The sequence below is a fragment of the Nautilia abyssi genome (genome assembly GCF_055388085.1).
Genome location: NZ_AP042376.1, coordinates 1,093,094 through 1,113,814 on the forward strand (window position 1 = coordinate 1,093,094; position 20,721 = coordinate 1,113,814).

Below are 20,721 nucleotides of genomic sequence, written 5' to 3' on the forward strand. Positions count from 1 at the left end.
AGATATTGTTTTTCGCAATTTTATTTACATAACGTAAACTGTATATAAACTCTAATTTTTAATCATATCTATAATATCCATAGGTGTAATTCCGTTCGGAAAAGCAATTTCTCTAAGTGTTTTGTCAGCTGAAGCTTTTATGCCTTTGGATTCTAGTTTTTTAACACATACGTTAACATCGACACCCTCTTTTTGACACACTTCTTTTAAAGTCATTCTTCCAAAACCGCTTCCCTGCACAGGTGAAACGGTTTTTGCGTTTTTAATAGCTTCATAAATGTCTGCCGGTGTTGTATTGTTGTTTTTGGCAATGGTTTTTAACGTATCGTTTATATTAAAACTGTATCCTTTAGATTTAAGTTTCTGCACAGCTTTATTCAGATTAATATTAAGTCTTTCGCAAAAATCTTTAAGACTAAGCAGTTCACCGTGCGAAATTGGAATCGCTTTTTTATTCACATCCCATGAATTTTTAATCATTTCTTCCAAATCGCTCACGCTCTTAAACGGCTGAATATTCGCAACGGTGCCTATTGTAATAACCGCAGTAATAAGCAGAGCAAAAACAGACTCTTTTTGCAAAAGGTATTTTTTCATAACTTTCCAGTTTACAATAATATGCCATACGGCAACTACAACCATTAAAAAACCGAAAATAACGTGAATATTATCCCATCCGTCCTTGTTAACACCCAAAAATTTCCAGCCGGTAAAATAAGCCACCCGGCCGTGCGGCATAATATATAAAACTATACCGCTTACAATAATCATAACCGTTGCGTAAAACAGCAGCAGGTCTATCCATTTTCTTTTCATTTTCTACACCTTTTAAAACTGTTTTTATGTTCAAATCCGCTTGTTTTATCCTCTATTTCGCATGTTACGAAACCGTATATTCCGTTATAACCTTTCAATTCAATTCTATCACCCGGTTTAACGTCCAGTTTTTTATAAACAAAATCCGTAGTAACCGCCGCTTTTAAAATACCTTTTGGGGTTTTAACCTCAACAATCCACCAGTTTATTTTTCTGTTTTTAATTCCGGGAGTTTTATATACTTTCAGTACTTTTCCGTAAATCTCTCCCGAACCGTATTGAACGCTTCCGATCATACCGGCTTCGTGTTTCATATTTAAAATACGTCTGAATTCTTTTGACGAAATATACTGAGGAGTATAATCGCTTCCGTATTTTCTTAAAATACCCACAAAAGCCCTCATATGGTTACGGCTTCCTTTTTCAAGATTTCTATATACAACAGCTATGTCTTTATTGTCCGTATCTTCAATAGCTTTTTTAAGGTCATAAATATCCACATCCTCTATAGTAGCTCCGACTTTTAAAGCGTCAATAAGGCTCTTTGACCCTTTGGCAACCAATTTGTCGTAAAGTCTTTGAAGTTTTCTGTTTTTAAATACTCCTATTCTGTCTCCTGTTTTAAATACAGGATCCGGAAGGTTATATTTATCAAGCAGAAGTTTAATCATATGCATATGCCAGCTTTCCGCTTTTGCTATGTTTTTAAATACAGGAAGTTTCCATTTTTTATACAGTGTCAGATATACATCGCGTGCCAGTTTTTCTTCTTCTCTCATATGAATAAGATCTTTTTTCTCTCTGATACTTAAAGCCGATTTTTTAATATTAAGAACAGTTTTTTCTATAGGCGAAAAAGATGTAGAAGCAATAAGAGGCATTCCGAGAACCGCTGCAATAACTGGAATAATTAGTTTTTTCATTCCATCCTCCTTAAAAGTTTTAACTAATTATAAAAGGATGAAATGAACTGAATATAAACTCATCCGGTTTTAAAAGAAACTTGTGTTTTTACAAAGCCGTTTTCATTTTTGATACTGAACTCAAAACCGTAGTAGTCGCAAATTTTTTTAATAATATAAAGTCCCAGCCCAAAACCGCCTTCATTATTATTTTCCCTGTAAAATTTTCTGGTAATTTTTGAAATATTTTGTATTTTCCCTTTATTGAACACCTGTAAAACACCGTCTTTTAAGGAGATAATCACTATTTCATTGGAAGGAGAATATTTAATTGCATTTGAAAGCAGATTGTCTACAAGCCTGATAATATCTTCCCTGTCCGCTTCCACATACACGTCTTCGCAGTTTTTCTGAAGTCTTATGTTTTTGTTTTCAAGAAGGGTGTTAAATATTGTGATTCTGTTTTGCAACAGCTCTTTTAAATTTATTTTGCCGATATCTTTTTTTTGTCTGTGATTAAGCCTTACAAAAGCGAGATCTTTAAATATCTTTTCAAGTCTTTTAGCCGAAAACTCTATCCTGCTAAGCTCTTTGGATTCGATATCTTTCATTTTAAGCATTTCTATATTGGTCAGAATAACGCTTATCGGCGTATTCATTTCATGTGTGGCGTCACGGATAAAGTCTTCAAGCATTTCAACGCTGCTTTTAAGAGGTTTTAAAAATATCTTTCCAAGCATATAAGCAACAAAAATCACAAATATAAGTAAAAAAGCGTTAAAAACAATAATCTGATTTTTCAGCTCCTCTATCTGCCTTTTATCGACAGGCTTGGAAACCAGAATATCCACTTTCCCCCATCTTTTAGGCATTGTATAAAGATAATATATATTGCCGTCTTTCATCCAGTATTCTTTATTCCAATGTATTTTCGAAGGTTTAAAATTTCCGAACATATACTCGCCGTTTTTAAACACAGCAATATTTATATCTTTTATTTCAGGAATATTTTTAGTCTGGGAATATCTTAGTTTTCTAAGCATTCCCTTGTTTTCCGCTAAAAACAGCTTCAGTTCATTACTGAGTTTAGAAGCCTGAGAATCTATCTGCGCATGGTATTTGGATTTGAAATAAAACCACTCGCCTATCCCGGCAAGCAGCAGTGTAGATATAATATATATAAACAAAAACCTTCTTAAACTTTTTTTCTCAGCCGACAAATTTATACCCCACTTCTTTTACCGTTTGGATTTTATCATTGCCCAAAACAGATCTTAAAGTTTTAACAAAAGTTCTTAAAGACGCTTCGTTAGGAGTTTCGTTGTAATCGTATATTTCGTTGAATATCTGCTCTTTGCTCAACACCTCACCCTTGTGTTTTATAAATAGATTTAATAATTTGGCGACTTTGGTTTTGAGATGTACGGGTTCGGATTTTTTTAAAAGTTCCATATTTATAACGTCAAACTCAAACCCGTCTCCTAAATCAACTTTCTCGCTGTTGCCGTAGATTCTTCTAAACACGGCGTCTATCCTGAGTTTCAGCTCTTTTAACGAAAAAGGTTTTCTTATATAATCGTCTCCTCCGCTTATGAAGCCTTTTTCAACGTCTTTTTCACTGTCAAGGGATGTTATAAAAATAATGGGAGCGTCAGAAAATTTTCTAATCTCTTTAGCCGCGTCAAAACCGTTCATTCCGGGAAGTTTAACATCAAGCAAAATCAAATCGTAACGGTTCTCATACGCTTCGCTTACCGCACTGTCTCCGTCATATACGCTGATTGTTTCAAAGTTGTTATATTCTAAAAACTCTTTAAGTGTTTCATTTAACGTGATATCGTCTTCCACTATTAATATTCTTCTTTTCATAACGGCCTTTTTTTCTTTTATTGTAAAACTACAACCTCAACCGTACTTAAACTAAAACTCTTCAATAAGGTCTTTAACAAGAAACTTTTTATTACCGGCATAAAAATACACCCATGCCGATATGCTTTTATTGTTAATTTTAACACAAATACGTTTTCTTTTGTAATAAAAAGGCACTTCTTCAAGCCTGTCAAGTTTTTTTAACAGATTATAATTTATTTTATACACTTCGCCTTTGATATTAAAACCGGTATTAGGAATATTAAGCAGATATGGATACCATCCGGAAGGGCTTAAAATAAGAGGATATTTTTTACAAGTTACGGCTCTTCCCAAAAACTCGGCGTTTTTGAGAAAGTCGTGAAGTTTTTTATTTTGTTTTAAACTGCCGTAAACAAAAACTGTCATTTACACTGATAGTAAATAATCATTTTTTGAGAAGGTATGCTTAAACCTATCTGTGAAGATTTAGGATCAGTCAAAATAAAAAGATCTGAAGCTTTTGTTTTATACAGTTTCACTTTTTTATCTATTGTTTTAACATAACTCAAAGTATCGCTTTTTTTACCTACGTAAACAACCAAAGAACTTTTTTCCGGTTTAATTTGAACACTGTATAGTTCTTTTAGACTGTTTTGAAGCTGTTTTTTTGTTTTTTCGTTGTTTGGCACGTTGTATGTTTTGTTATTGTCTTTAAAACTGATTCCTAAAGTTTCGCATTTATATACCTGATTAAGGTTAAACGCAAAAGCCAAAGATACCAGACCGATTAATGCGATTTTTTTCATTCTTGTCCTTTACATATACTTTCTGATTTCCCTTAAAGCGTCCAATGCGCCTTTTTTTATCTGTATATCGGCGCCTTCGGCTTCTAAAGGATTTATTCTTATGAGCGTGGCGTCAAAATTTCTTTTAACTTTTTCACTCATCATTCTGACTGTAGGCACTGCTTTGCCTGCACCGATTTCAATTATAACAAGTTTATCGTCAATTTGAGAAAGCCAGTATTCAAATCTTGCAAGCTGCAGATCCACTCTTTTATCTACAAACCTTAAATCGCTGAACATCAGAATATTCGGTCTGGCGATATTTTTACAGTTTTTACAAAGAGGGAAATTAAGCGCTTCAAACTTTTCTTCGTCAATCTCAATATTCTCCCTGTTTTCCCATATTGAATCGCTGCACGGCTCGCTGCACTGCAGATAATGTATACTTCCGTGTATTTCAACCACTTTAAGTTCGCTGAAACCAGCTTTTTGAAAATGTCCGTCAACATTGGAAGTAAAAACAAATTTACTGTGAGGCATGGTTAAAAGTATTTTAAAACCTTCATGAGGTTCGGTATTTCTATACATATTAAGTCTGTGTCCGTAAAAAGCCCATGCTAGGCGCGGGTTTATATCAAACCATCTTGGATTTGCAAGGGCCTGAAAACTAAGACCTAGTTTTTCGGCAATAGGATATGCTTTCCAAAAACCTTCATTTCCCCTGAAATCAGGAAGCCCGCTGTCAACGCCCATTCCGGCTCCCGCGGTTATAAGCATATATTTTGCTTCCCTGATGGCTCTTGCCGCTTTTTTAATTTCTTCCATTCCCCTCCTTTTGAATATTGTATATCAGTTATTTGTTATCAGTGTATTAGTTATTTCAATTTATTTACATTTTTCACTTTTAATTTTCCATTAAAAAATCACCCTCCGGTTTCCCAAAACGCTCGTGTTGACACTTCTTCATCCTGCCAGTCGTTTTTTTCGGGTTTGTTTGCAACAACTTCTTTTAATATATGCGCCGCTTTGTTAATATCCCCCGCTCTTAACGCTTCTTTTATATTGTAACTTTCCGTAAAGAAAAGACACGGAATCAGATACCCTTCGGCAGTCAGACGGATTCTGTTGCAGCTTTTACAAAAATCTTCGTTGTGCGGCTCGATTATACCGAAGATATAACCGTCTTCCATTTCGAAATATCTGCTTGCGCTGTTATCTTTAGGCAGTTCTTTAAATGAATATTTTTCTTTTATTTTATCTAGAATAATTTTTGAATCCACCCTTTTGACTCCCGGATAAGCTCTTTCGTTTTCCATAAATTCAATAAATCTGATTGTTACGTTCTTACTTTTGGCAAAATCTAACAATTCAACAATTTCACCGTCGTTTATTCCGTTCATTACAACCGTATTGAGCTTTACCTTAAGCCCCGCATCCAAAGCTTCGTCCAGCCCTTCCATAACTCTTTTTAACATATCTTTCTGAGCTATTTTAGCCGCCACTTCCGGCTTTAGGGAATCAAGGGACATATTGACCCTTTTAAGCCCTGCATCTTTTAACACCTTAGCATATTCTTTGAGATAATAGCCGTTTGTTGTAAGAGCCAGATCCAGATCAGGTTTATAATCGTGAAGCATTTTTACGAATACGTCCAAATCTTTTCTTAGAAGCGGTTCTCCGCCTGTAATTCTTATTTTTTTGATTCCTTCGTCAATCGCTAGTTTCAGAAATTCAAACATCTCTTCGTATCTGAGTATGTTTTCGTGAGGTTCCCATTCAAACGGAGTGTTAGGCATACAGTAAAGACACCTGAAATTACATCTGCTTGTAACCGAAACCCTGATATAGTCTATTTTTCTGTCGAATTTATCAATTAACATTCCCTGCCTTTAATGTTATAATAAAATAACGTTTTTGGTTATATATAACAAAATATAACGCTTTTGAAAATTGTAGCACAAAAAAGGATAAATGAATGTTTTTTTATGAAAATTTAGAAAAAATTATAAAGTGCAGCGATATAAATAAAAAATTCGAAATGTTTTACGAGCTTTGGAACAATAAAGAAAATTTAAATTTCACATCAGACAAACAGCCTGAAATATTTACAAAACCGAGCTATGCGGATTTTTGCGAAATAGTCCATCCCGCAAGAGTGCCCAGAAGAAGAGGATTTGAAACAAATGAAAAAAAAGCCGTGCTTTTGCATGCAATTGTTCATATAGAATACAGCGCAATCGATCTGGCGCTTGACGCCTGCTACAGGTTTAGAAATCTGCCGGAAGAATTTTACTTCGACTGGCTCGAAGTGGCGGAAGATGAAATTAGACATTTTCAGATGATAAATTCACTTTTACAAAAAACCGGTTATAAATACGGAGATTTTCCCGTTCATAACTCTTTATTCGAAGCCAGTCAAAAAACACAAGACCTTTTAAGCAGAATGGCAATAATACCGAGATGGTACGAAGCCGGAGGACTTGACGCCAATGAAAAAATAATAAAAAAACTTCAAAAAACAAACGATCCGTTTGCAAATGAGCTAATCGAAGCCCTGCTTGTAATACTTAAAGAAGAAATCCCTCATGTCAAAAAAGGAGACAAATGGTTTAAATTCGAGTGCAAACGCCAAAATCTCGAACCGGTAGAAACGTATTTTAAAATAGTCGACAGTTTTTTTAAAGACTGGAAGAAAAAAGATTTAAATGTAGCGGCCAGACTCAAAGCCGGCTTTACATGCAAAGAGCTTAAAATATTAAATGAAAAGATAGAGTGCTAATCTTTTTTTATAAAAAAACAAACTTTGTTACCCTTTTTATTATAAAACAAACCATCAGATAATTTCTTTGAAATAAAAATACCCCTTCCGCTATATTTTTTGACATTTATAGAATTTAAATCAAAACCTTTTCCTTCATCACATATTTTAGTTATATAGTATTTTTTTGTTTTATAAAAATATATTTTTATAATTTTTCTACAATTTTTCTCCCTCTTAAGTAGAAATAAGTCATAATTATTCTGCAATATCATTTCATCCTTGTTTTCAATTGCTAAATTTCCATGCTCATAGGCATTCATAAGCAGTTCATTAAAAATTAATAAAGCTTTTGAATCTATATTATATTTTTTTAATATTTTTTCATACCATTCTACAGTTTTCTTTATTTCTGATTTTTTCGTTTTTATAATTCTCTGTTCTAATAACATCTTGTCTCTTATCTACTGAATAAACACAATATTAACACTATTTACTGTTTTAGCATTTAAAAAAAAATACGTAAAATCAAAAACCATAAAACAGTTCCCAAATAAAGTAATTAGTTATAATCATATCATTTCAACTTTAAAAACATTTAATAAATTCAAATCTTCAAAAACTTCTTTTAATTCTTTTTTTCCTATTCTTATTATAATATCAAGGCCGTCTTTTTCTCTAAGCTTATACAAATACCCTATAAGAGATGAAGTAATAAACACAGAATCAATGATTTCTAAAATTAATATTTTTTCATTTTCTCTTATTTTTTCAATAAAGCTTTTAATTTTTTCAAAATCTTCAATATTAGTAATATCTTTATAAACTTTTACAGTGTTTTTATTAATAGTAACATCTACCATACCTTTACCCCTTTTATAAATTAATTTGATTTATATCTTCAACCGGTTTTGAAAAGTAATATCCTTGTGAATATTCTATATTCATTTGATTTAATATATCAAACACCTCTTTATTTTCAACATATTCCGCAATAGTTTTTGCATTTATACTATTAGCAAGTTTTTTTATAATTTTAATTATTTTCTTACTCTTTTCATCTTTTATTATATTTTTAACAAATTTCCCATCTATCTTCACAAAATCTAAATTTAAAAGCAAAATTTTTTCAAAATTTGAACTTTGAGTGCCAAAATCATCTAATGACAACTTGAATCCTAAATTTTTCAACTCTTTTAACTTTATTATTGAATTTTCAATTTCTTGTGAAGATATATTTTCCAACACCTCAAAAGTAATTCTTTGAGGGTCAATTTTATATTTATTCAACATTATTTTTAAATATTCAATAAAATCTTCATCTGCTAAATCTTTTTCACTTATATTAATTGAAAAAATATAATCATTATCAACAGCAACTTTAAAAGTTTTTTCTATAATTGTTCTGGTAATTTCCCTTATTAAATTAGTATGTTCCGCAATAGGAATAAAATCACTTGGAAAAAGCAATCTATCCTGCAATTTTATTCTTGACAACACTTCAAATTTTGCAATTTTTAAAGTTTTGTTATCTATAATCGGCTGAAAAAAAGGAACCAATAAATCATTTTTTAATGCTTCAACTATTAATGGTTTTATGCGATTAACCTTTCTTTTGAATTTTTCAATCTCCAAATCATCATCATAAAAATTAATTTTATTTTTTTTGTGAAGTTTAATTTCTTCTAAAGCCAATCTGGCTTTTTTAAATAAATCATCAGTCTGATATGCTATAGCAATATTCAAATCAATATAAATTCTATCATCACCTATTACAAAATATCTTTTACTTAATTCTTCTATTATATGATTACTGAATTTAACAATTTCATTTCTATTTTTATCTGTTAAAACAGCAAATTTATCAGCCTCTATTCTATATATCTTATTTTCTTTTGTAAATTTTTTCAAAAATTCAGCAAAATGTTTTAATAATTTATCTCCTTTGTCATAACTATAAACCAAATTAATAGTACTAAAATCATTTATATCTAAAAGAATCAAAGAAGTGTCTTTTTGAGAATATTTTAATTCTTCATTTAGGGCATGTCTATTCATAAGCCCGGTTATATCATCTGTAACATATTTTAATGCTAACTCTCTAGTTTTTTCATCTAATTCTTTTTCTATTATCTTATGATAATTTTCAATTAATTGTTTAGCTCTGATAGATTCTAAAATTTTTCTCAACATATCAGATAATTTTTCAAATTGAATAGGCTTCAAGATAAACCCATCCACTTGTAAATTAATAACTTCCAATAAAAAATCTATGTCTGAATGAGCAGTAATTACAACACACTTTATGTCCTGATTAATTTTTCTAATTTCTTTAATAAGTGCTATCCCATCCATCCTAGGCATAGATATATCAGTAAATAAAACATCATAATTATTTTGAACAAACTTTTCTAATCCGTCTAATCCATCTTTAGCTGTATCAACACTTTCAAAATATAGCTTAAATATTTCCGCTGTTTCTTTTCTCGAATCTTCATCATCCTCTACATACAAAACACTTAATGTTTTTCCTATATTTCTTAAATCCTCATTCATTATCGGCCTTTAAAAACAAAATAGTAACATCATCTTCTATTTTTATATTTTTTGTTTCAAATTTATTTATAAACTCTGACAAATCTTCCGAATCAACAAAATCTTCAATCATTTTATTATAATATAAAGTATTATTAAACTTCGATTCACTTAAACCGTCAGTATATATAAGCAGCTTATGAAATTTTTCTTCAAGAATATCAATTCTAATATCTTCACTATTAAAATTAATAGCAAAATTATTAGATTTAATTTTTTCCAATTTATTGTCACTAACAGCCAATATAGGCGGCATTGAAAAAACTGCATATTTTAATTTATTATTTTTTTCTTCAAAAAAGCAGCAAGAGAAAATTTCTCCTTCTAATAAAAATTTTTTCATATGTTCTATAAAATTAAATACGATATCTTCGATATTATTGTATTTATCAATTAAATAATCAACAAAACTTGTAGCTATTACAGAAGTAATAGATGCTGAAACTCCTTTTCCCATGGCGTCAGCCAAGAAAATTATATTTTTCTTAATTAAAAAGCCGTCCCCCGCCAGAATATCCTTCGGTTTATAATAGTATTGTATTGTATATTTTTTAATATCATGATTTGAATACATTTTTGAAATTTTAGATTCTTTCTGATATGCTAAATTTTCCTGAAATTTCGTATACTCTATATATTTTTTTTGTTCTTTTAATAAAAATCTTTCAGCAATAATTGATTTGGATATAAAATCAAGTTTTGATAACAATATATCCTTTTGTAAAGGTTTTTTTATAAATGCGGCAATATTAACATCCAAAGATTTTCTTAACATCTCTAAATCTTCAAGAGCGGTCACCATAATAATAGGAACACTGAAATCTTCTTCTCTGATTTTTTCTGACATTTGAAGACCATTCATCACTGGCATATTTTGATCAGTTATTATTATATCAATATCATTATTTTTAAATACTTCTAATCCTTCTTCTCCGTTTTTAGCCAAAAAAACTTTATTAAACATTATAGAAAAAAGAGAATCATACACATCTAATATTACTTCATCGTCCTCAACACATAATATATTCAAATTATTATACATTAGAATTATTACCCTTTATATAAAGTATAAATTTTGCACCATTTTTAGTATTTTCAACCAATAAATCTCCGTTCAATTTTTCTTTAGCTATTTTTTTTGATAGATATAAACCTAAACCTGTTCCATTTTCTTTTGATGTATAATATGGCTCAAAAACTTTTTCTATTGGTTCTATTTTAATACCTCCACCATTATCCTCAACTTCTATAACTTTATAATCTTTGTCCTCGTATGTTCTAATAATAATAAATTTATTCATTTTATTTATTTTATCTAATTCATCTCTGGCATTGGTAAGTAAGTTCAATAAAATATGTTCTATTTCTTTTTTATAACTTTCTATAGAGTAATTATTAATATTCAACTCAACTTTTATATTGTGATTTTGAAGTTGGGCTAACATTATTTTCATAATATTTTCTAACACATCTGTTACTTTAAATTGTTCACACTTTGATATAGGTTTTGAAAAATTTAAAAACTCATCAATTGTTTTAGACACATTTTGGATAGTGTCCGATATAAAATTCAAAGATTTATCTAATCCATCATTATTCAATTTATCAAGTTCCATTAACAATTGTAGTTTAATAATAGTTGCGCTTATTGCATTAATCGGCTGTCTCCACTGATGCGCGATCATATTTATCATTTCTCCCATTTGTGCAAGTCTTGACTGAGCAATAAGCATTTCATCTTTTTTCCTAATTTCACTTATATTTATAATAATTCCATAAATTTTATCATCACTCTTTTTAGCAAAAACAACATAACTATTTCCTTTTGTTGATTTTATTTCAATGTAATTTTCATCATTTAATTCTTTTAAAAAATCTATAATCTTTTTTTTCTCATTTATCATGATATCATTTAAGAAATCTTTTTTATTTAATTTTATAAGATCAAATATTGCTAAATCTTTATCCACTTTCTCTTTTTTTAAATCAATTTCAAATGTAGCTATTTTCTCTATATTTTCCACATGATTTATTAATTCAGATTTTATTTTTAATGACTTCTCTAAATTTTTAACTTCTTTTTCTTTTTCATAAAACTCTTTTACAATAGTATTTAAAATATTTAATAAACCTATATAATTCGAATAATTTTCCTTATTACAATCTATCTTATTCTTTATCTTTTTTGTATTTTCATTTAATTTTTCACTAATAGCACATAGTGTAAAAGTTTGATTTAAAAACCAGTTATTATAAAATTCACCATATGTAAAAAAACCGCTAACTTCAGAAACATTAGCAAATGGTTCGGTTTCCTTTATAACATTATCTTTCAAAAATCTTTTTCTTGCCATACATGAAAACACAAGAAATAATTCATGATTTTGATTTTTTAATTTTTCCAAATGATTTTGTAAAATGTTTTCTAAAAAGCCAATACCTATATATACAGTTTCCCCTTCAACAATATTTCCTCCTACTTTTAAAGCATATTCATCCAATGTTTTTAAAATTGCTCTTGCAACATATCTATTATTTCTACTTACGATCAACGGAAATTCAATTCCTATTTTCGGAAGTTTATTTGAAAGTTTTTCACCTAAATATTTTTTGTAAAATTCTACAGCCGGTTTATTATCAATTTCATAAATAACATTACCTTCAGATTTTGTAATTTTATGTTCAATACCTACCGGGATCCACCCTAAAGAAGAATAGTTTTCAACAATAAGTTCATCATTAAACAAACCTATAGCCACTGCGCCTTTTGAATAAATATTTTTATTAAAACCGATAAAAGTTTCTTTAAATTCCCCTCTATCACCTGCCATTCCACCTGATACCTGCACATCATTATAAACAGAATATATTCCTTTCAAATACTCTTCAGCATTTGTATAAAAAGCATCTGTAAAAGTAATAATCAATTTTGGTTTTTTAGAAAAACTTTTAGCTATTTTTTGCCCCATTAAAAACGAATCATGATGATAGTCAACAAAAATTTCAAAACTTGTTTTTTCAAACTTTATAACTGTAACAATAGTTTTATTTGTAATAAAATGATTAAATATTTCTCCATCAGTTGTAACCAGTACAATTTGAGAAGTTGGTGAATTTATTGTAAGAGTGTTCATAATTTCTGAAATTTTATTAAGTTCACTGCTAAACACTAAAATCAAAGCATTATCAAAATTTAAATTTTGAATTTCTTCATATAAATAGTTTTCAACTTTCATCAAAAACCTTAAAATTTTACAAAAATAAAATTTCTAATTTTGTAATTTCAGAAAGAATAAAAGCATCTAGATATGTAACATCTATTTCTTTATCATTATAAAACACTTCATTTATCCACTTTTCAATAAAATCAACAATTTCATCGGTTACAATTTTAATTTCCCTGCTTAACTCTATATCTAGATTATAATAATCTATTTTCTTATAAAAATTTTTAATCTTTTCAAGTAGCATTATCAAAAATTCAAATTCATCGTATTCTTTTAAAAAAGCTGTCAATTCGTTTAAAAGTTTTAAAAAACTCTCCACATACACATCATTAACCAACTTATCGTCACGACTTAATATTTTATATTCATTAATAATATCTTTTATATCAAGTAAAATATCCTTATCCACACCTTCATTATTGACTAATTCTTTAGAATTAACTATTCTAAAATCTTCAATTTTTACAGTTATATTAGTAAAATTATTGATTTCCATAAATTTATCTATTTCTAACAGTTTTGATAATCTTATCAAACTTTCATTATCATATTTTCTTAACCAGTTAAAATATAAAAACAAAAACATTTCAAAAAAATTTTTAGTTTCCTCGTCAAGTATTAAATTTTTATTAGTATATATTTTTAAAAGTTTGTTTAATTCTTCGTTATAATCTTTTTCTTTATAAATAGGAAGCATTGCAATTTTATAAATACCGAATAATTTATAAAAAGTAGAATCTGAATGAATTTTTTCAGCATAAAAATCATTTAAAGGAACAAACACATCATTAATAAGACTAAACATCACATCTTTTTTCATCTATTCTCCTTAAAAAATCACTTTCCTTTAACTAAAAATTAATGTCTGTTTAACGAATAATAACAAGTTACTTCTTCCTAGTCAATATATAAATATTTGCTTATAATCAATCATAAAAAAACTTATTAATAATTGTCAAATTATTGTAAATAATTACCATTTATATATGCGACAATATTACAAATATGAAAAAAGATGAAAAGAAAGAGATTATTAGTAGTTTTAGAAAATTCCGCACTCTACGTTTGTTCCGTCTGCAAATTCGGCTTTTATTACTTCAAAATATATTTTCAGATTTTTAGGATTTTCAGTTGCCAAATATTTTTCCAAATCAGAATTTAACTGATGTGTTTTATGTATGGTAATTTCTCCTCCAACAGGAAGATCTACTTTTCTTTTTATGTAATCCTGCAAAATTTTTACACCGTCTTTATCTTCAACGAAAAGATTCCCTGAAAGATATACTATCTTTTTAGGATATGTGTTTTTTAATGTTACAGTTAAATCATAATAAGGCAACACTTCGTCATGATATTTATATTTTAGGTTTACAACTTTGATTTTTTTGCAGCTTTTTGTGGCAAGCTGGGTTTTAACCTCTTTTTTCACTTCTTCATTGCTTTTTTTAATCTCTTTTTGCTGTGTCTGGATTTCCTGTTTTAACTGGTTTATTTCAGCGTCTTTTTTATCAACTTTTTTCTCAAGCTGTTCAATTTTTTGAAGCAGCAGATCCAGTTTTTTATTAATATCTTCATTAGAAGCCGCAAACAAAACAGCCGCGCTTAACCCTATTAACAGTAACTTTTTCATTCTTACCCTTTTTTTCTTGCTATTTTATCAAAAAAGTATTATAATTTTGCTTACTGACTAGTAAGTAAGGAAAAAAATGGCCACAAAAGACGAAATTTTAAAAGTATCCATTAAACTGTTCGCAAACAACGGCTATGAAAACACTTCTTTGGAAGAGATAGCCAAAGAAGCCGGAATTACCAAACCGGCTATTTATTACCATTTTAAAAACAAAAAAAATCTTTACAATGAAATTTTTGTAGAAAAATTCAAAAAACTCTCTTTTGAGTTTAAGTCGACACTGGAGGAAAATATAAAAAACTATATCTATACGCTGGGTAAGTTTTTTATCAAAAATCCTTGTATGGCAAAACTTTTCGCAAAAGAAATTACAAGCGAAGCCGTACATCTTGAAGACGAAACCTTAAAAATCATATCAAAAACTCTAAAACATTTAACGGTTATACTCAAAGAAACGGACTTAAATCCGTTTTATGTCCAAACCGTTATAGTCTCAACGTTCACGACCTACGCGAATACGCTAAAATTAAGGGAAAAAATGACCGGTATTGTAAAAGCCGAAAATTTAATCAAAGATTTTGATATAACGGAAGAGATATATCAGACACTAATCCAATACATAAAGGCGCATAAATGAAAAAAACGCTACTGTTAACATCACTGATACTGACGTTAAACGCATCAGAAATTACCAAACTTCTGGACGCGATACAAAAAACGCCGGACACGAAACTTGATCATATTATGATTAAAGAAATGAAAACGAACAAAAAAGAGCTTGTAAACTCTTTATACCCTAAAATTTCTCTTTTCGCCAGTGCCGAACATTTCAATATACCTACAAGCTTAAGGCCTCTGCCGCCTACAGAAAGCACTAAATTATTAATGACAAACGGTGCACTGCCGTTTTCAAAAAACATTTACCGTATCGGTTTTAATATTTCAATGCCGATTTTTATCAAAGAAATATACGATAATAAAAAAAGAATGGATTTCTTATTAAAAGCCACAAAATATCAGGCCAAACTGAATCTGTTAAAAAGGGAGGCCTCTCTTATAACTTTAATCAGCAACCTTAATTATCTGTTTGACCTAAAAAAAGCGCTGAAAATACAGCAAAATTCAATTCAAACCACATATAACGCAATAAAAGTAGGCGTAAACGTGGGAAGAATACCGGAATTTAAACTGTTAAGACTTAAAGATTCTTTAAATCAGATAAAAACAAACATAAGCGAAGTCGATACGAAAATAGAAGACATAAAAGCCAAAATATACGTACTGACCGATATGTATGTAAACAAACCTGTGAATTTCATAAGTTTTAAAGTAAAAAAAGGCGAATTTTTCGCTCTTAAACCTCTTAAAGAAAATCTAAAAGCCACATATTACGAAATAAAATCAAAAAAAGACGCATACCTTCCTAAAGTGTCCCTTAAAATACAGGGTAACCGTGCGTTTGCCAAAGCATACAACAATGACGGCAATTTGGCTTTAAATTATGCCAGTGCCGGAATATACGTAAGCTGGGATATATTCAACAGAAAAAACAATTCGGAAGTTCAAAAAGCAAAAATTTCACAGACAAAAACACAGCTTCAGATACAAAAAACAATAAACGAACTGACTTCCCAGATTGTAAACATAAACAAAAACCTAAAACAGATAAAAAAACAGCTTCTTTTAACAAAAGAGTCTATTTCTCTGAAAGAAGAGCTGTTAAAAGGAGCAAAAGTGGCGTTTAAATTAAACAGAATGACTGTAGACGAATATTTAGGATATGAAAACGACCTGGCAAAAGCCAGAGCCGATTACGCAAACTTAATCGCATTAAAAAATTCATTAATAGCTCAAAAAGCGTTTATATACGGAAAAAATCTTAAAAAGGTGTTCAAATGAAAGCATTAAAAATAATCGTACCAATCGTAATAGCGGCGGTTCTTGTAGGAGGAGCCGTAAAACTTGTAAAAGTAAGAAAGGCCGAAGAAGCCAAAATGCACAAAGCGCTGGTATATCCTATAATTGTTAAAACATACCAGCCTCAGGAAAAAAACCTGACACTTTCTCTGCCGTATATTGCCACGGTTAAAAATTCAAACGAAGTTATCGTAAATTCGAAATTTGCGGGAAGAATTACTTATGTTAAAAATCTCGGAGACAAAGTAAAAAAAGGCGATATAGTTGCCAGAATAGACAGCAGCGACTTAAAAGCAAAACTAAAAGAAATAGATGAAAACATCAAATCGTTAAAAGACAAACTAAGAGCCCAGAAAATATCACTTGACAATCTTCTTTTAACACACGAAAGAACAAAAAAACTGCTTGAAGTAAAAATGGCTTCAATTGAGCAGTATCAAAGCGAAGAAAATAAAATAGCTGAGCTAAAAGCATCTATAAATGCTACTAAAAACTCTTTGAAAGCTGCCAAAGCCAATAAAAACGCTATTTTGCAAAACCTGACTTATACAACATTAAAATCGCCTATTAACGGTGTAATAAGCGCAAAATTTCTAAATAAAGACGATAATGCGTTTCCTGGAAAACCTATTCTTAAAATTACATCAAATAAAGGAAACTATCTATTTATATCACTTCCTCAAGACAGAAAAGAGATAATTTATAAAAACAAAGAATATCCTTTAACTCCTCTAAATTCAACGTTTGAAGGACTTAAAACATTCAAAGCCGAAGTTAAAGACAACACTCTTTTACCTGGAGAAAGAGTTGATATAGATGTAGTGGAATTCAAAGGAAAAGCCACAGCGCTTCCTTATAACGCGGTATTGACTATTGGAAATAAAAATTATGTATTTATACCTGACGGCAACAAAGCCGAGGTAAAACCGGTTCATATTATCGCCCAGGGTAAAAAAGTAGTTGCAATAAAAGAAAACATAAATACACCGGTGATTCTTGCAGAGCCTGATCTGCTTTTAAAAATAAAAGCCGGACATGCAATAAAAATAGAGAATTAAAAATGAAAATTTATATGTCAATAAACGAATCCATCAATTTAAAGGATAAAAATGTTTGAATATTTTTATAAACGAAGACATTTCCTCTTTGCAATCATTGCGGTTATGTTTGTTTTCGGACTTATAGGTCTTTTTAAAATGCCTAAGAACCTCTTTCCGGACGCAAACAGACCGGAAGTGGTTATATTTACCCAGGTTCCGGGAGCACCCGCAAACGTTGTTGCCACTACTGTTTCAAAACCTATTGAAGAAGAAATGGCCACATTAAGTCATGTGTATGAAATAAAATCCACTAACGTGGCCAACTTTTCTATAGTACACGTAGTATTCGACTACACCAAAACACTTCAGGCATCTGCGGTTGACGTCAGCAACGCGCTAAACCGTGTAAAAGACAAACTGCCTCAGGGTTCTGTCCCCGCACTGTATCTTGTGGGAGACTTTACGGCTCCTGTGGACGTTTTTGCATTGAGTCCTAAAAACAGCTCAATTACACTGCCGGAAATACGAAAAATAGCCGACAGTTTTATAAAACCTAGACTTCTTAACAGTAAAGATATCGGAAACGTGGAAGTTTTCGGGGGTTATCAAAGCGCCGTTATGATTAAAGTAGACCCGCTTAAACTGCAGAAATATAAAATTTCCTTTGATACCCTTTTAAAAGTTCTGCAGACTACGGATAAAGATTTCCCTATAGGGTTTATAAAAAACAAAAACAACTTTATTACGCTTTCATTTTACGGAGACGAAAGCGACGTTAAAAAACTAAAAAACATGTTTATAAAACCTAACGTTAAATTAAGCGACGTGGCAAATATTTCATGGAGTTATAAAACAAACAACAGCACATATATAGGAAACAATACGCCTGCCATCGCAATTTCCGTAGAAAGAGCTCCGGGCGGAAATGTTATCGGAACCAGCGACGCCGCCAGGGAAATTATGAAAAAAATAGAAAAAAAATATCCTAATATAAAAGTAACTATTTCAGACACACAAAGAACGCTTGTAGAAACATCCAACGATAATATGCTTGAAGCATTAAGAGACGCAATCTTTTATACACTGATTGTACTTATGATTTTCTTAGGAAATTTCAGAGCGTTAATTGCGGCTTCTTTATCCATTCCGATGGTATTTTTTGGAGTATTGGCGTTTTTATACCTGACCGGACAGGGTCTGAATATCGTTATTTACACCGCCATTATCCTGGCTCTCGGAATGCTTACAGACGATGCCGTGGTCGTACTTGAAAATATTGAAAGGCACCTTGAAGAGGGAGATGAGCTTAAAAGCGCCATTTATAACGGAACCAAAGAAGTTCTTCTTCCTATTTTCGCAGGGACAATCTCAACCATCGCAATCGTATTCCCATTAATGTTCGTAGGTGGATATCCTGAAAAAATATTCAAACCTTTAATAGAAACGCTGATTGTATCGCTATTAATCAGCTGGTTTTTATCCGTTACGTTTATCCCGGTATTATCAAATTATCTGTATAAAAACGGATTCAAAAAAAGCAAAATAGAAAAATTCTTTGAAAGAATGTATCAAAACACAATTGGTAAACTTATTATCCCTTACGTAGGAATTATAAAATGGACTAACGGAAAATTCTATGTATTAAGAAGAATGGTGCTTTTAGGCGGCGCCATGATGGTTTTAATGATCAGTATGAAAACTGTTATGCCGCTTATCGGAAGAGACGTAATGCCTCCTATGGATACCGGTATTATGAAAGCTAAAATAGAATTTTCAAGTAACTTAAACGCAAACGAAAGTGAAAACAGACTTAAACCGTTTTTCAAATGGCTTAATAAACAGCCATGGCTTGTGCAAAGTTCTATCGCCATCGGTACTGAACAGGGTATTCTTTCAATCGGAGGCGGAGGAAGCGGAAACAGCGTAGGTATGACTATTATCGCCGTAGACAGATTCCACAGAAAAAAAACTATCTGGCAGCTTGAAAACGAAGTAAGAAACCAGCTTGCCAAAATCCAGGGAATCAAATACCTAAATGTATTCGATTACGGTGCAACGGCACTTTCTACAATTTCAGCGCCTTTAGCCGTTCAGTTTAGAAGCGACAATTATCAAGATCTGCCTAAACTGGCACATGAAGCAGAAAAAATTATCCAAAACATTAAAGGACTTACAACAACACAGATAAGCTGGGATAAAGATTATAAAGAAGCAGTTATAGAAATTGACAAAAACAAAGCACTAAGCTACGGTCTGACTCCTGGAGCAATTATTTACCAAATAGCCCTTAAAGATCAGCCGGCAGCGATTTCAAGTAAACTAAGTTCAATGAGCGTACAGTTTGTAAGGGTAAGATTTGCGGGAGATTTCGGTAAAAACATACAAACGCTTAAACTTCTTCCTATTGATACGCCAAAAGGAGTAATTCCTCTTAGCGCCGTAGCAAAAATAAAAACTCATTTCACATACAATAAAATCGACAGATTTGATTTACAGTACGCAATTGAAGCACAGGCTTACAGGGTTAAAAGACCTATCAGTAAAATTACCGAAGATTCTGATAAATTACTGCATGAACACGGTATTACACATTACTATCAGCAAGGTGACATGAAAGAACTTAACGACGCATTCGACAGACTGATAAAAGCAGTTGCTATCGGTGTAATTATCCTTATTATGACACTTATGGTCGTATATCAGTCGTTGAGATTATCGCTAATTATGATAATAGTGCTTCCGCTTTCAATGATTGGCGGAAGCTGGGCACTTTTAATAGCTCACAAACCTTCCTGTATGCCGAGTATGGTAGGTTTGCTGCTGCTATTTGGTATTATTATCAAAAACGCCGTATTGTTAATAGACTTCTACAAAGAATTCGAAAAAGAAGGTAAAACTCCGTTTGAAAGCGCCATTACGGCTATCAGAGTCAGATTCAGACCTGTAATGATGACTGCTTTCGGAACCATTGCCGGAATGATACCTATCGCCCTTGAACAGGCCGTAGGACTTGAAAGACTTTCTCCTATAGCAGACGTAGCCGTCGGAGGGCTGTTTATAGGTACTTTCCTTACACTCGTATACGTGCCGTTAATGGCTTACACTACAGACCCGCGCAGAAAAAAAGACAAAGCTGAATAAGCTTTTCTTTTCATTTTCTTTTAAACGACAATAAATATAATTTCAAAAAAAGGAGAACA

General features: G+C 31.0%; 20 protein-coding genes. 5 read left to right on the plus strand and 15 right to left on the minus strand.

Features of this window, described 5'->3' with window-relative positions; all coding sequences use genetic code 11:
• Window positions 1–51 precede the first annotated feature (51 nt).
• The 8 genes from ACZ5EP_RS05610 to moaA all read right to left on the minus strand — a co-directional run bounded on the left by ACZ5EP_RS05610 (window position 52) and on the right by moaA (window position 6,234).
• Window positions 52–816, minus strand: a complete 765-nt coding sequence (locus ACZ5EP_RS05610; RefSeq protein ID WP_464508309.1) for a DUF4405 domain-containing protein — start codon at window positions 814–816, stop codon at window positions 52–54.
• Window positions 813–1,739 (minus strand): DUF2202 domain-containing protein, encoded by a 927-nt coding sequence (locus ACZ5EP_RS05615; protein ID WP_464508310.1) that lies wholly within the window; start codon window positions 1,737–1,739, stop codon window positions 813–815. Before ACZ5EP_RS05615 ends, ACZ5EP_RS05610 begins: the two co-directional genes overlap by 4 nt.
• A gap of 59 nt (window positions 1,740–1,798) precedes the next feature.
• Window positions 1,799–2,905: a sensor histidine kinase gene (locus ACZ5EP_RS05620; RefSeq protein WP_464508311.1), complete on the minus strand. Its 1,107-nt coding sequence runs from the start codon at window positions 2,903–2,905 to the stop codon at window positions 1,799–1,801.
• A gap of 22 nt (window positions 2,906–2,927) precedes the next feature.
• Window positions 2,928–3,587: a response regulator transcription factor gene (locus ACZ5EP_RS05625; RefSeq protein ID WP_464508312.1), complete on the minus strand. Its 660-nt coding sequence runs from the start codon at window positions 3,585–3,587 to the stop codon at window positions 2,928–2,930.
• Between the two features lie 51 nt (window positions 3,588–3,638).
• A complete protein-coding gene (locus ACZ5EP_RS05630) occupies window positions 3,639–3,995 on the minus strand; it encodes a gamma-glutamylcyclotransferase family protein (protein ID WP_464508313.1) in 357 nt (118 codons plus the stop codon).
• Window positions 3,992–4,375 (minus strand): hypothetical protein, encoded by a 384-nt coding sequence (locus tag ACZ5EP_RS05635; protein WP_127679487.1) that lies wholly within the window; start codon window positions 4,373–4,375, stop codon window positions 3,992–3,994. The genes ACZ5EP_RS05630 and ACZ5EP_RS05635 overlap by 4 nt, the downstream gene beginning before the upstream one ends.
• Before the next feature lie 9 nt (window positions 4,376–4,384).
• Window positions 4,385–5,179 carry an SIR2 family NAD-dependent protein deacylase gene (locus tag ACZ5EP_RS05640; RefSeq protein ID WP_127679486.1) on the minus strand — a complete coding sequence of 265 codons (795 nt, stop codon included), beginning with the start codon at window positions 5,177–5,179 and terminating at the stop codon, window positions 4,385–4,387.
• Window positions 5,180–5,277: 98 nt separating this feature from the next.
• Entirely contained in the window at window positions 5,278–6,234 is a 957-nt protein-coding gene (gene moaA / locus ACZ5EP_RS05645; protein WP_464508315.1) for a GTP 3',8-cyclase MoaA, read from the minus strand.
• A 95-nt stretch (window positions 6,235–6,329) separates the two neighbouring features.
• On the opposite strand from moaA, the gene ACZ5EP_RS05650 reads away from it, so the two are divergent.
• Entirely contained in the window at window positions 6,330–7,133 is an 804-nt protein-coding gene (locus ACZ5EP_RS05650) for a ferritin-like domain-containing protein (RefSeq protein ID WP_464508316.1), read from the plus strand.
• Here the strand turns inward: ACZ5EP_RS05650 and ACZ5EP_RS05655 are convergent.
• The 7 genes from ACZ5EP_RS05655 to ACZ5EP_RS05685 form a co-directional block, all read right to left on the minus strand.
• Window positions 7,130–7,564: an ATP-binding protein gene (locus tag ACZ5EP_RS05655; RefSeq protein ID WP_464508317.1), complete on the minus strand. Its 435-nt coding sequence runs from the start codon at window positions 7,562–7,564 to the stop codon at window positions 7,130–7,132. The two genes, ACZ5EP_RS05650 and ACZ5EP_RS05655, sit on opposite strands and share 4 nt — an antisense overlap.
• 120 nt (window positions 7,565–7,684) lie before the next feature.
• On the minus strand, window positions 7,685–7,975 hold the full coding sequence (locus ACZ5EP_RS05660; protein ID WP_464508318.1) for a hypothetical protein: 291 nt from the start codon (window positions 7,973–7,975) through the stop codon (window positions 7,685–7,687).
• A 13-nt stretch (window positions 7,976–7,988) separates the two neighbouring features.
• Window positions 7,989–9,668, minus strand: coding sequence for an EAL domain-containing protein (locus ACZ5EP_RS05665; protein WP_464508320.1), 1,680 nt, complete (start codon window positions 9,666–9,668; stop codon window positions 7,989–7,991).
• The gene (locus ACZ5EP_RS05670) at window positions 9,661–10,749 is read right to left on the minus strand and encodes a response regulator (protein WP_464508321.1); all 1,089 of its coding nucleotides are present in this window, start codon (window positions 10,747–10,749) and stop codon (window positions 9,661–9,663) included. The genes ACZ5EP_RS05665 and ACZ5EP_RS05670 overlap by 8 nt, the downstream gene beginning before the upstream one ends.
• Window positions 10,742–12,943, minus strand: coding sequence for an FIST N-terminal domain-containing protein (locus ACZ5EP_RS05675; RefSeq protein WP_464508322.1), 2,202 nt, complete (start codon window positions 12,941–12,943; stop codon window positions 10,742–10,744). The genes ACZ5EP_RS05670 and ACZ5EP_RS05675 overlap by 8 nt, the downstream gene beginning before the upstream one ends.
• 16 nt (window positions 12,944–12,959) lie before the next feature.
• Window positions 12,960–13,754 carry a hypothetical protein gene (locus ACZ5EP_RS05680; RefSeq protein ID WP_464508323.1) on the minus strand — a complete coding sequence of 265 codons (795 nt, stop codon included), beginning with the start codon at window positions 13,752–13,754 and terminating at the stop codon, window positions 12,960–12,962.
• Window positions 13,755–13,976: 222 nt separating this feature from the next.
• Window positions 13,977–14,564, minus strand: coding sequence for a coiled-coil domain-containing protein (locus tag ACZ5EP_RS05685; protein WP_464508325.1), 588 nt, complete (start codon window positions 14,562–14,564; stop codon window positions 13,977–13,979).
• Window positions 14,565–14,640: 76 nt separating this feature from the next.
• Between ACZ5EP_RS05685 and ACZ5EP_RS05690 the strand changes: the two genes are divergently transcribed.
• From ACZ5EP_RS05690 to ACZ5EP_RS05705, 4 genes are read left to right on the plus strand one after another with little or no spacing between them, the layout of a single operon-like run.
• Complete coding sequence (locus ACZ5EP_RS05690) at window positions 14,641–15,201, plus strand: TetR/AcrR family transcriptional regulator (protein ID WP_464508326.1); 561 nt, start codon at window positions 14,641–14,643, stop codon at window positions 15,199–15,201.
• The gene (locus ACZ5EP_RS05695; protein WP_464508327.1) at window positions 15,198–16,463 is read left to right on the plus strand and encodes a TolC family protein; all 1,266 of its coding nucleotides are present in this window, start codon (window positions 15,198–15,200) and stop codon (window positions 16,461–16,463) included. Before ACZ5EP_RS05690 ends, ACZ5EP_RS05695 begins: the two co-directional genes overlap by 4 nt.
• Entirely contained in the window at window positions 16,460–17,539 is a 1,080-nt protein-coding gene (locus tag ACZ5EP_RS05700; RefSeq protein ID WP_464508329.1) for an efflux RND transporter periplasmic adaptor subunit, read from the plus strand. Before ACZ5EP_RS05695 ends, ACZ5EP_RS05700 begins: the two co-directional genes overlap by 4 nt.
• Window positions 17,540–17,590: 51 nt before the next feature.
• Window positions 17,591–20,662: an efflux RND transporter permease subunit gene (locus ACZ5EP_RS05705; protein ID WP_464508330.1), complete on the plus strand. Its 3,072-nt coding sequence runs from the start codon at window positions 17,591–17,593 to the stop codon at window positions 20,660–20,662.
• Window positions 20,663–20,721: the final 59 nt, after the last annotated feature.